The organism is Echinicola marina (assembly GCF_020463795.1).
In the GTDB taxonomy this organism is placed as follows: Bacteria; Bacteroidota; Bacteroidia; order Cytophagales; family Cyclobacteriaceae; genus Echinicola; species Echinicola marina.
Map to the genome: position 1 here is coordinate 1439660 of NZ_CP080025.1, position 13151 is coordinate 1452810.

The 13151-nt window shown below is 40.1% G+C and carries 8 protein-coding genes; 7 read left to right on the plus strand and 1 reads right to left on the minus strand.

Features of this window, described 5'->3' with window-relative positions:
- Nucleotides 1-19 precede the first annotated feature (19 nt).
- The 5 genes from KZP23_RS06095 (at nucleotide 20) to eutB (ending at nucleotide 7409) form a co-directional block, all read left to right on the plus strand.
- Nucleotides 20-1195 carry an acetyl-CoA C-acyltransferase gene (locus tag KZP23_RS06095; RefSeq protein WP_226335209.1) on the plus strand — a complete coding sequence of 392 codons (1176 nt, stop codon included), beginning with the start codon at nucleotides 20-22 and terminating at the stop codon, nucleotides 1193-1195.
- 78 nt (nucleotides 1196-1273) lie between these two features.
- On the plus strand, nucleotides 1274-1627 hold the full coding sequence (locus KZP23_RS06100; RefSeq protein WP_226335210.1) for a four helix bundle protein: 354 nt from the start codon (nucleotides 1274-1276) through the stop codon (nucleotides 1625-1627).
- 45 nt (nucleotides 1628-1672) lie between these two features.
- Nucleotides 1673-3475 carry an acyl-CoA dehydrogenase family protein gene (locus KZP23_RS06105; RefSeq protein ID WP_226335211.1) on the plus strand — a complete coding sequence of 601 codons (1803 nt, stop codon included), beginning with the start codon at nucleotides 1673-1675 and terminating at the stop codon, nucleotides 3473-3475.
- 247 nt (nucleotides 3476-3722) lie between these two features.
- Nucleotides 3723-4883 carry an iron-containing alcohol dehydrogenase gene (locus KZP23_RS06110; protein ID WP_226335212.1) on the plus strand — a complete coding sequence of 387 codons (1161 nt, stop codon included), beginning with the start codon at nucleotides 3723-3725 and terminating at the stop codon, nucleotides 4881-4883.
- Nucleotides 4884-5093: 210 nt separating this feature from the next.
- Entirely contained in the window at nucleotides 5094-7409 is a 2316-nt protein-coding gene (eutB, locus tag KZP23_RS06115) for an ethanolamine ammonia-lyase subunit EutB (RefSeq protein WP_226335213.1), read from the plus strand.
- A 274-nt stretch (nucleotides 7410-7683) separates the two neighbouring features.
- Here eutB and KZP23_RS06120 read toward each other — a convergent pair whose 3' ends face one another.
- Nucleotides 7684-9336: a M1 family metallopeptidase gene (locus tag KZP23_RS06120; protein WP_394370978.1), complete on the minus strand. Its 1653-nt coding sequence runs from the start codon at nucleotides 9334-9336 to the stop codon at nucleotides 7684-7686.
- 143 nt (nucleotides 9337-9479) lie between these two features.
- On the opposite strand from KZP23_RS06120, the gene KZP23_RS06125 reads away from it, so the two are divergent.
- Together KZP23_RS06125 and KZP23_RS06130 are read left to right on the plus strand one after the other, a co-directional pair.
- Nucleotides 9480-12254 carry a M16 family metallopeptidase gene (locus KZP23_RS06125; RefSeq protein ID WP_226335215.1) on the plus strand — a complete coding sequence of 925 codons (2775 nt, stop codon included), beginning with the start codon at nucleotides 9480-9482 and terminating at the stop codon, nucleotides 12252-12254.
- A 537-nt stretch (nucleotides 12255-12791) separates the two neighbouring features.
- On the plus strand, nucleotides 12792-13004 hold the full coding sequence (locus KZP23_RS06130) for a hypothetical protein (protein WP_226335216.1): 213 nt from the start codon (nucleotides 12792-12794) through the stop codon (nucleotides 13002-13004).
- Nucleotides 13005-13151 lie beyond the last annotated feature (147 nt).

Consider the following 13151-nt stretch of genomic DNA (forward strand, 5'->3'; position numbering starts at 1 on the left):
AATTTTAAAACAAAACAACATGGAAGCTTATATAGTAAACGGATATAGAACAGCAGTGGGAAAGGCCAAGAAAGGTGGTTTCCGCTTTTATAGGCCGGATGATCTGGCCACGGATGTGATCAAACATTTATTGGCCCAGACACCGGGACTGGAACCAAGTAGGGTAGAGGACCTGATCGTAGGAAATGCAGTACCTGAAGCAGAACAGGGCATGCAAATGGGAAGGATGATTTCCCTGATGGCTTTGGGAAAGGTGGTGCCTGGTTTCATCATCAACCGCTATTGTGGATCAGGCCTGGAGGCGATTGCCCTGGCTACTGCCAAAATCAAATCTGGAATGGCAGATTGCATCATTGCAGGTGGAACAGAGTCCATGTCCATGGTGCCTATGATGGGCTATAAAACTTCCCTTAACTGGAAAATTGCCCAGGAACAGCCGGATTATTATCTCAGTATGGGCTTAACAGCAGAAGAGCTGGCCAAAGACTATGATATCTCTCGGGAAGATTCAGATCAATTTGCAGTAAGCTCACATGAAAGGGCCATTAGTGCGATTAAGGAGGGGAGATTTAAAGATGAAATTGTCCCTATACAAGTGGAAGAAACCTATGTCGATGAATCCGGCAAAAGGAAAAAAAGAACCTATACGGTAGATACTGATGAAGGGCCAAGGCCTGGAACCAATATGGATGTATTGTCCAAACTGAAACCTGCTTTTAAACAGGGAGGGCAGGTGACAGCCGGAAACTCCTCGCAAACATCTGATGGGGCATCCTTTGCCTTGGTGATGTCAGAAAGGATGGTTAAAGAATTGAATTTGGAACCTGTGGCCAGATTGGCAAGCTATTCAGTAGCAGGGGTGGACCCCAGAATCATGGGCATTGGACCGAAGGAGGCAGTACCAAAAGCGCTTAAGCAGGCAGGGCTTAGCTTGAATGATATCAGTTTGGTGGAGCTAAACGAAGCCTTTGCAGCACAGGCTTTGGCAGTAATCCGCTCTCTGGATATGGATCCCGAGATGGTTAATGTAAATGGAGGAGCTGTTGCGCTGGGACACCCTCTAGGATGTACAGGAGCCAAGTTAACCGTCCAGATGATCAATGAACTTCGCAGAAGAAAACAAAAATACGGCATGGTCACTGCCTGCGTAGGAGGCGGCCAAGGCGTAGCAGGAGTGGTTGAATTGTTGAAATAGACACTAGACTTGAGACAATAGATTTGAGATTAAATTTTCAAAGTTGATACATTATTTTTTAACAAAAACAATTGTGTTATGCATAACTATAAAGAGTTTAAAGTATGGCAAAGGTCAATTAAATTGACAGTAGAGATTTATAGGGTTTCTAGATTTTTTCCTTCCGAAGAAAAGTTTGGTTTAACATCTCAAATTAGAAGATGTGCTATTTCAGTCCCTTCCAATATATCAGAGGGGGCTGGTAGAAAAAGTGATAGGGAGTTTGCTCAATTTTTAGCTGTTTCGCACGGATCTATTTGTGAGTTAGAAACGCAACTAATTGTAGCAAAGGAACTCGAATTTATTGAAAAAAATGATTTTGATACACTTTCAGAAGAAATCAATGAACTGCAAAAGATGCTTTATACACTGATTCTCAAATTTGAAGGCTAGTTTAAGTCTAGTGTCTAAAGTCTTATATCTAAAATCTAAAATAACATGGAAACAACAAAGAAAAATACCATCAACGGCGGGGAGTTTTTGATTAGGGAAACGGAAGCCAAGGACATATTTATTCCTGCGGAATTTTCAGAGGAGCAGCGCATGATGGCGCAGGCTTGCCAGGATTTTATCGATACGGAGATCTTAAGCAAGGTAGAAGAGATCGACAGTATGAAAGATCCTGAATTGGTACCGGGCATTCTTAAAAAGGCCGGTGAATTGGGCTTGCTGGGCATTTCTGTTCCGGAAGCTTACCAAGGATTGGGTATGAGTTTCAATACTTCCATGTTGATAGCAGATATAATGGGTGCTGCAGGATCATTTTCTACCACTTATGGGGCACATACGGGTATCGGTACTTTGCCGATCCTATTTTATGGCACCGAGGAACAAAAGGAAAAATACCTGCCCAAGTTGGCCACTGGTGAATGGGCGGCTTGTTACTGTTTGACAGAGCCAGATGCTGGATCGGATGCCAATAGTGGAAAGACCAAAGCTACCCTCACCGAAGATGGCAAGCATTATTTGCTCAATGGGCAAAAGATGTGGATCTCCAATGGAGGATTTGCCGACCTGTTTATCGTCTTTGCCAAAATAGAGGATGATAAGAATCTTACAGCTTTTATCATTGAAAAAGATTTTGGTGGAATTACCATGAACGAGGAGGAGAAAAAGATGGGAATCAAGGGGTCTTCTACCCGTCAAGTATTTTTCAATGATTGCAAGGTGCCTGTTGAAAATATGCTTTCCGAGCGACAAAACGGATTTAAGATCGCTGTAAATATCCTGAATATAGGCAGGGTTAAATTGGGAGCAGGTGTTTTGGGTGGTTGCAGGCTAGTGCTAAAAAATGCCCTGACTTACTCTTCCGAAAGAAAGCAATTTGGCGTATCCATCAATACTTTTGGTGCCATAAAAGCAAAATTGGCGGAAATGGCAGCCAAGACCTATGTTAGCGAATCCCTTTCATATCGCTTGGGACAGAATATTGAAGACCGTATTGATGCCTTGATTGCTGAGGGAATGGATGTCAATAAAGCCAAATTGAAAGGAGTCGAGCAGTTTGCTATGGAATGCGCCATTTCCAAAATTCATGGTTCAGAAGTTTTGGATTATGTGGTGGACCAAGGTGTGCAGATTTATGGAGGGATGGGGTATTCAGCGGATGCACCTATGGAACGTGCTTATAGGGATGCTAGGATATCCAGAATATATGAAGGCACCAATGAAATCAACAGGATGTTGATGGTGGGCATGCTTTTGAAGCGGGCCATGAAGGGAGAAATCAATCTTTTTGATCCAGCCAAGGCTGTTTCTGAGGAATTGACTTCTGTGCCATCATTTGCAACTATAGATACTTCGGAGTTATTTGCAGTTGAGAAGGAAGTCCTGAAAAAATTGAAGAAAGTATTTTTGATGATAGGGGGCAAGGCTGCAATGGTTTTGCAGGATAAGATCGAAGAAGAGCAGGAGATCATGATGAACCTAGCAGATATCATGATTGAAATATATGCTGTAGAATCTGCTTTGCTGAGGACAGAGAAGAGAGTTGGCTTGAAAGGGGAAGAGGCATGCAAGCAGCAAATTGCTATGGTGCAAGTTTACTTAACCGAGGCAGTCAATAAGATACAATCAGCAGGCAAAGAAGCCATTGCAGCTTTTACTTCAGGAGATGAGCAAAAAGTGATGTTGATGGGGCTAAAACGCTTCACCAAAATGGAACCGTATAATACCAAGGAGCTAAGAAGGCAAATAGCCGATGATATGATCTCAAAAGGAAAGTACGCTTATTTTGAGTAAAGCATAGAAAGCCTTGAGATTTGAGCTTAGAAATATTGTCCCGCTGTCTTAGACGCGGGACTTTTTTATATTTATTGTTTATGATTAGGCAAGGCAGGTATTCTTCGCCAACTTATTGAGTTAGATCAGGATTTGTGTATCTAGGTTCGATTTCCCTGAACTAAACAATTTTATGATTGTTCTAAATATGCACAAAAAAAGAGTATTGATTAGAGATATAATTACTAAAAATATATAAGTAACTGATATGCAAAATTTTGAGTTTAAAAACCCCACAAAAATTATTTTTGGAAAAGGGCAAATGCAAAAGCTTGCTGAGGAAATTCCTTCTGGAGCGAAGATATTGATGACCTATGGAGGTGGTAGTATTAAGAAGAATGGAATTTACAAATCAGTAAAAGAAACCTTAAAGGATTATGAGCTAATCGAGTTTGGTGGAATTCCAGCCAATCCAGAATATGCTGGTCTGTTGGAGGCTTTGGAGATAATTAAAAAAGAAAATATTACCTATATGCTGGCTGTAGGAGGTGGATCGGTAATCGATGCTACCAAATTTCTTTCTTCAGCCGCCCTTTATGAAGGAGAGGAACCATGGGATATTTTGGCCAAGAAAATCAGGACAGAAAAAGGCTTGCCCTTTGGGACGGTTTTAACTATTCCTGCAACTGGTTCCGAGTCCAATTCGGGTTCCGTTATTTCCAATAAAGCCACCAAAGAGAAATTAAGTATGGGCGGGCCAGCCTTATTTCCGCAGTTTTCAATTTTGGATCCAACGGTCGTAAAATCCCTGCCAGAAAGGCAAATTGCCAATGGCCTTGCCGATGCATTTACTCATGTATTGGAACAATATATGACCTATCCAGCCGGCGGATTTTTACAGGATCGTTTTGCAGAAGGAATTTTACAAACCTTGATTGAAGTAGCCCCTAAAGTACTGGAAGATCCATCTGATTATGAGGCTGCTTCCAATTTTATGTGGTGCTGTAATTTGGCTTTGAATGGTTTGATCCAAAAAGGAGTACCCACTGACTGGGCCATTCACGCTATGGGACATGAGTTGACAGCCCTTTATGGGATTGATCATGCCAGAACTTTGGCTATCCTTACCTCCAGTCATTACCAGTACAATTTTGAAAAGAAAAAGGCAAAGCTTGCCCAGTATGCAGAAAGAGTTTGGGGAGTCGTCCAAGGAAGTGAAGAGGAAAAAGCTAAAGCAGGAATTCAGAAAACAGATGAGTTTTTCCATTCCTTAGGAATTGAAACTAAGCTTTCTGCTTATATAGATGATTATGATAAAACTGCCCAAGAAATTGCGGCGAGGTTTACTGATCGAGGTTGGCTTGGACTTGGAGAACATAAGGATATTTCACCGGAGGATGTTAAGAAAATTGTAGAGTCGGCTTACTAGCAAAATGGAGACGAAACAATGGTTATTTACCCTGAATAGATTTATTTCTATTCAGGGTATTTTTTTATACTTACTTTTTGTGATTCTATGTAATTAGGATTGAATTTGCTAAATTATTTGACTGAAAAGAGAATAATTGAATGGATAGTTCATTTATTTAAGCCTAAAATACCTGCTATTATACCCACCTTATTTACAAACATTAGTGTCATGAACAGAAAAGAATTTTTGATACAATCGGGCATATTAGGATCTTCCATGCTATTATTTAGTGGATTTACTATTCTTAATAGGGAAGGAAAACCTAGTTTAAAACCTTTGGATATTTCAGCTCCCTTGGATGGTGAAGATCTTTTTAGTTATATCAATAGAAAATCGGGAAAGTATAATTTAGACCTTCACAGGCAATTGCTTGGCTCGGCCAATGAGTTCAAAGAAGGTGACCAAACCTTGGGCATAGCTGCCAAAGATCAAGTTTCCCGTGATCATGCCAGAACCTTATTGGCTAATACTAAACTGGGAGAAATCAATAAGCATGTAATTTATCAAGATGATCAGTTTGATCTGATTATGGATACCACTGATTCAGTAAAGAGAAGTGAGCTGGATAATTGGACGATGGCTGAGCTCAAGGATTTTTTGTTGGAGAATGATGAAAGGGCAATAAAAGAGATCATGCCAGGGCTAAGCAGCGATGTGATTGGCAGTGTGGCTAAACTCATGAGCAATGGAGAATTGATCCAGGTTAGCCAAAAAGTTTTCAATCCATTGCCCAATAGTAAAATTGGCAGTAAAGGATATATGAGTGCAAGGGTCCAGCCCAATTCACCCACCGATAATCCGGAAGATATCATCTGGCAGGTCTTTGATGCATGGTCTTATGGAGTGGGGGATTTGGTATTGGGAACGAACCCCGTTTCCTCTGAGGTGGAATCTGTGGCAAAAATAGAGGCAGCGCTTTTTGATATTTTGACCACCTTTGGCTTGGAAAGTACCATGCCCAATTGTGTGCTTTCACATATAGATGTGCAAGCTGCAGTAGAAGATAAACAGCCTGGAACTACTGGAATCTGGTTTCAGAGTTTGGCAGGAACCGTGAATGCCAATAAGACCTTTGATGTGAGCATAGATAAAATGATGGACCATCTGGCCAAGCGTGATGGGCAATATGGACTTTATGCTGAGACTGGTCAAGGGGCAGATTTTACCAATGGACATGGTGAAGGTTTTGATATGGTCTTGCATGAATCCAGGAAGTATGGATTTATTCGGGCCTTAAAGGCAAAAATGGAGGAAGGAAAAACCAAAGATCAAATTCCTTGGGTACATGTAAATGATGTGGCCGGTTTTATTGGTCCTGAAGTTTTTAAAACCAAGGAACAGCTAGTAAGATGCTGTTTGGAGGATACCTTGATGGGCAAATTACATGGCCTGTGTATCGGACTGGATGTTTGCTCGACTTTGCATATGGATGTGAACTTGGATGATTTGGATTGGTGTATAGAGCATATCATGCCTGCCAACCCTGCTTATTTGATGGCTTTGCCAACCAAAAATGACCCAATGCTCAGCTACTTGACCACTGGCTTTAACAATCATGTCAAAGTCCGAGAGCAATTTGGCTATAAAGTCAATGATGCCATGTGGGATTTCTTTAAAAGAATAGGTGTCATTGGAAGTGACAATAAACCTACTGTTCACTTTGGTGACCCTACTTGGGTATATTATCAATATTGCTTGGCAAAGGGAGATCTAAGAAGTCGCGAAGAAATCTTTGCTGATGGCAAGCGAAAAATTGTGGCCATTCGAGAAAGAGGAGTGCCTATTGCTGAAGGCTATGGAGAGAATATATGGGACTTGGAACCACAGTTGTCCAAACAGGTGGATGAACTATATGAGGATGCAAAGGTAAGTTTATGGACAGAGATGCCAGAGAGTTTCGTCAAGGGAATTCCGTCTGCAGTGCCTATCCTTACCCAATCTTTAGATAGAAAAGACTATGTCTATCATCCAGAATCAGGTGAGCAGCTAAGCAAGGAAGCAATAAAAAGCCTAAGAAAAGTAAAATCAAATTGGAAGGGAAAGGCTCCTAATGTTCAGCTGGTGATATCGGATGGTCTCAATGCAAGGGCTTTAATGGACGAAGGACATTTAGAGACATTCTTGGGAATGTTAAAAAGTACTTTGGAGCGTGAGGGATATAGTATTTCAGATGAAAATATTGTCATCCGTCATGGCCGGGTTCGCGCAGGTTATGCTTGTGGTGAATTATTGTTTGGAGATGATAACGAACCGAATTCCTGTAAAAGCATCCTGCATATAATCGGAGAAAGACCTGGATCTGGCCACCATAATTTTTCAGTTTATCTTACAACTGCTCCATCTGGAGTCTGGTATAATAAAGGGGAGGTGGACCATAATATTTCAAGGGTGGTTTCAGGAATATCGGACTCTGCTCTGGTTCCTGAGAGAGCAGCGAAGGAAGCGGTGAGCATTCTTGGCCAGTTATTTTCAAAATGGTCTTGATTGCTGAATAGGCTTTTATTGATCAAGTCCGCGACGGGTGCCTATAGAATAAAAAGAAACATCCTTTATAAAGCTTGTAATGAATACAAATGTTTTTTTTCCTCGAACACTTAATTTCAGCTTCTTACTAAATATTAAATAGCGCCAATTAAGGCTTGCAGTAGATTTTCGCAATTTGGGCAAGAAGAAATATTTTAAACCAATGATGTAAGAAAGGAAAAAAGCCCTGTAACATTCTCATAGTTGCAGGGCTTTTTTATGTTCGGAAGGAACCTTATTTTCCCAAAATATCCATGCTGGCTACATAAAAATTGCGGTCCACTTTTAGGCTTATTTGCGTGGATGTAAGTTGAAGGGATTTCCATTCGGTTGTTGGTTTTAACCATTTTTCCTTGCCATCAATCCAGATTTTAACAGGCATATTAAAACCATCGACTGTATTTTCCCAGCGGTAAGCCAAAGTGCCATCTTTAACTGTATAGCTGAATACAGGGATTTTTGTATCTCTCAAGTATTGGTCAAAAACGGTACTTAGGTCAATGCTGACATTTTCGCTAATATAGCTCTCCACCTGACTGCTGGTAACCGTACTATGATAGAATTTCTCATTAAGCCCTCTTAGTATTCCTCGCCATTTTTCATCGTCATTAACGATTTGGCGGATAGTGTGTAATAGGTTGGCCCCTTTATAGTACATATCCCCTGATCCTTCATAGTTAACCCCATATTTTCCGATAATAGGTCGATCATTATTGATGGCCATGCGTGTTCCTAAAACATAATCACTGGCAGCTTCTGTACCATAGAAGTAATCCAAAAACAGACTTTCGGAGTAAGCGGTGAAGCCTTCATGCACCCACATATCAGCCACATCCCTATTGGTGATATTATTGGCAAACCATTCATGACCGGATTCATGAATAATAATAAAGTCAAACTTCAAGCCCCAGCCAGTACCACTTAGATCACGGCCCAAATAGCCATTTTCATAGCCATTTCCATAGGTTACTGAGCTTTGGTGCTCCATTCCCAAGTAAGGGGCTTCCACTAGTTTATACCCATCTTCATAAAAGGGATACGGGCCAAACCAGTGTTCGAAGGCTTCCATCATGCGAACAGCATCCTTGAATTGTTTTTTAGCCTTTGCGAGATTTTCACGCAGGACATAATAGTCCATATCCAGTTCACCTTTTTCTCCTTGGTACTTTTCAGAGAAATGAACATAATCACCGATATTGATATTGATGCCGTAATTATTTATTGGGTTTTTGACTTCCCAAGTGTAGGTTTTTGTATTGGCTTTTCTGTTGCGCTCGGTCTTGATCAGGTGACCATTGGAAACATCCATTAGTTTTTCAGGTACTTCTACTCTTATGATGGCGCCATTGTCTGGCTCATCGGCAGGATGGTCTTTATTTGGCCACCAGACGCTGGAGCCTATACCTTGATTGGCATTGGCAATAAATGGCAAGCCATTACTGTCTTTTTGCCAAGTGAGTCCTCCATCCCATGGAGGTCTTACAGCTACTACAGGACTCCCAGAAAAGTGAAAGGTAATTTCATAACTTTCCCCTATGGATTGCTTAGTTTGTAAACTGATATAATGAGCATTACCATCATGTTCTATTTCAAGTTCTTCTCCATTCTGAATGGCTTTGTTCAGCTTCATGGGAGGCTGGAGATCAATTTGAAGTCTTTTTTTCTCTCCTTTGACTTGATAGGTCATGGTATTGGTTCCGGAGATGGATTGTTTCTCAGGATTGACTTTGATATCCAATAAATAATGCTGTAGATCCCACCAGGCCCTTTCTTGGGTAATAGAACCTCTTAAAGTGTCTTGTCTGTTAAATGTTGCATCATGAGGAAAAAGTTGGGCATTTGCAGATAAACTGCAAAGCAGTAAAGCTGCTACAGGCAGCTGTTTCATCCATTTCATATCCATAAAATTGGGTTTCTATTCAACTTATAGCTTACTAAGGTACTTTTTATTGAGCAAAAGAGAGAAAGCAAACCGCTTATTTTTTATATTAGGTACACCTATGCCAGTATGAACCTAAACGCTTTTCTATTATGAAAAAATCAGTTTTTACCCTATTAGTTATGATAGGCTGTATGGCGACTACCTTAGCCCAAACCTTTAGATCCGAAGATATCAATATCGAGTATGAACGGTATGTACTGCCAAATGGATTGCGACTTTTGGTACATGAAGATCATAAGGCCCCTATTGTGGCGGTCAATGTTTGGTACCATGTAGGCTCCAAAAATGAAAAACCCGGAAAGAGTGGCTTTGCCCACTTATTTGAGCACCTGATGTTCAATGGCTCTGAAAATTTTGACGATGATTACTTTCAGGCCATAGAAAGGATAGGCGGGACAGATGTAAATGGAACGACCAATACTGATCGTACCAATTATTTCCAAAATGTGCCTGTAGCGGCTTTGGATCAAGTCCTCTTTTTAGAGTCTGACAGAATGGGACATTTATTGGGCGTTATCGATCAGGAAGTGTTGGATGAGCAAAGGGGAGTGGTGCAGAATGAAAAAAGACAAGGCGAAAATCAACCTTATGGGATGCAGTGGGATTATGTTACCAAAGCCATGTATCCTAAAGGACATCCATATTCTTGGACGGTCATTGGAGAAATGGAAGATTTAAATGCGGCCACCGTTGATGATGTGCATGAATGGTTCAAATCCTACTATGGTGCTGCCAATGCTGTGATAGCCATCGCAGGTGATATTGATCCGGATGATGTTTATCAAAGGGTGTTGAAATACTTTGGTGATATCCCAGCCGGTCAAACGGTGGAGCGACAAGAAGTAAATATTCCCGTACATGCCAGGGATTCCTATCAGGTTTATGAAGACCGTGTACCAGAAAGTAGGGTGCTTTTTGCATGGAATACCCCACAGTTTGGGGATAGGGAGGACATTCATTTTGATTTGATTGCGGCCTTACTGAGTAGTGGTAAGAGCAGTAGATTGTACAAAAGGTTGGTTTATGAAGATCAATTGGCCAGTCAGGTTCAAGCTTTCCAAGCCTCTTCAGAAATTGCTAGCCGATTTATCACTTATGCCAATGTAAGGCCGGGTGAGGATGTACAGGGAGTCAGAAAAATCATGATGGAGGAAATAGAAAGGTTGGTGGATGAAGGTCCGACAGAAGCAGAACTTAAGCGTGTAAAGGCAGCTTATTTTGCCAATTTTATTAAAGGAATGGAGCGAATTGGTGGATTTGGAGGGATTTCGGATATTTTGGCTTCCAATGAAACCTATTTTGGAGATGCGTCTTATTACAAAACGGTATTGCAATATGTGGAAGAAGCTACAGTAGCGGATTTAAAGGCGACCGCGCAAGAATGGCTGAATCAGGGTAAGCATGTGTTGGTATGTAATCCTTTTCCTGATTATACAGTTAGTGAGGGCTCAGTGGATCGCTCATCATTGCCTCCTTTGGGAGCGGCAAAAAGCTCTAAGTTTCCTGATTTACAAAAAGCAACGCTTTCCAATGGGATGAAAGTAATTTTAGCACAGCGCAAAGGAGTTCCGACTGTAGCCATGAATTTAATGTTTGACGCCGGATATAAGTCAGATTATTTGTCCAAAGCTGGTACTGCTTCATTGGCCATGAATCTTATGGATGAGGGAACTAAAGATATGGGGACTTTGGAGATCAGTGAAAAACTACAAATGCTTGGTGCCAGCTTAAATACAGGATCTGATACGGATATTTCCTCTGTCAGTATGACGACTTTAAAGCCCACATTGGATGAAAGCTTGGATCTTTTTGCAGATGTAGTGCTTAATCCGGCTTTTGCAGAGAAAGAGTTTGAGCGTTTGAAGCAAGAACAGCTGAATAATATCAAACGTGAAAAATCCCAACCAGTGCCTATGGCCTTACGGGTGATGAACAGATACCTTTATGGAGAAAACCACCCATATAGTAATCCTTATACAGGAACAGGATATGAGAATACCGTTGCTGAATTAAGCAGGGAGGATATGGTGAACTTTTATCAGACTTGGATCAAACCGAATAATGCAACATTGGTGATTACTGGTGATGTGGAAATGGCAGAGCTGAAATCAAAATTGGAAACTGCTTTCAAAAGTTGGAAGAAAGGAGATATACCGAGCATAAGCTTTAAGAAACCTGAAACTAATACCAAAAATACACTGTATTTGATGGACAGGCCAGAATCCCAGCAGTCTGTGATTATTGCTGGAAACTTGATAGATAAATATGGGGACATTTCTGAAATTGCCCGTGAGCAGATGATCAATATTTTGGGCGGTGAATTTACTTCCCGAATCAATATGAATTTGAGAGAAGATAAGCATTGGGCATATGGCGCCTTTGGTTTGGTGATGAATGCAGAGCATGAGCGTCCTTTTTTGGTCTATGCACCAGTGCAAACAGATAAATCAGCCGAATCCATCCAAGAATTGAAGAAGGAATTGACACAATTTATTGGCGATAAACCAGCTACCGAGGAGGAATTGGAAAAAGTTAAAAATAACCAAGTACTGGCCTTACCCGGACAATGGGAAACCAATGCTGCTGTAAACAGCTCATTGTACAATATGGTGAAGTACAATCTTCCTGAGGATTATTATCAAAAGTATGATGCCAATGTAAGAAGCTTGGATCTTACGGATGTGAAGAAAGTCAGTGAGCAAGTTGTACAGCCAGAGAATATCAATTGGTTTGTGGTAGGAGATAAGGAAAAAATCATGGACAAGCTGGAAACTTTAGGTTTTGATCAGATTGTAGAAATCGATACAGATGGCAATCCAGTCAAAAAGGAAATACCTAAGATTCCTCAAGAAGGAGACAAATGATAAGGAATTTGAATTAACTCATAAAGTGTCTGGTCTTATTTTGGATCGGACACTTTATTATTTCTTCCAAAGAACGCCAAGATATTTATTGTAAGCCTACAGTCCTTTTTGCGTTTTTGGTGTCAAATTTGTGTCTTTTGCTGCAATCCTTTTTGGCAATATTTGGGATAGATTTCACGCTTTTTTTCTCCCATAAAAGCCAAATTTGACTGGAACGGGCAATAAAATATAATTTTGGAAAGCCTTTTGGTATCTAGGCTTTCTACATTTTTTATAAGCCCAAGAATACTTTGAACCCTCAGTTGATTTACTATTGAAATTGTATTTATTGGAAGGTTATATTATATTATTTATATGTTTTGTTTAATATAATATATGAAAATTAATAAATATTTCATTTAATATTATATTGATTTTGAAATATATTAAATATGGTTTTATGTTATTTATAAGGAATAATATTTAGTTGTAGTTTTATTTTAAAAACAATATTTTGATGTTTCTACTCGGTAAATATGATGCTGGCTTACTATTAATATGAAAAATGTTATATTTGTGTTTATGGATAGAGAAGAAATTAATTCCGAAATTCACAAAATCGTTGATAAGCTACCTGACGAGATTTTTGAAAATTTAGATGTAGTGACCGATAATCAGGAGAAGAACAAGACAAAACTCCTTCGTTTTTCCCATCGGCTCAATAAGATTTTAAGAGAAGATAAGAAGGTATTCAAAAAGCTTATCAAATAAATCTGTACCTAAGCTATAATTTATATTGCGCTGTAAAATCATATTCAGCCTAATATTAATGCAATTGCTTTTTTATTTGAATGGACATTTTTCCCTTTCCTAAATGGCCATTGGTGGAGGAATACACCTTGGATAAAACCAAATTAC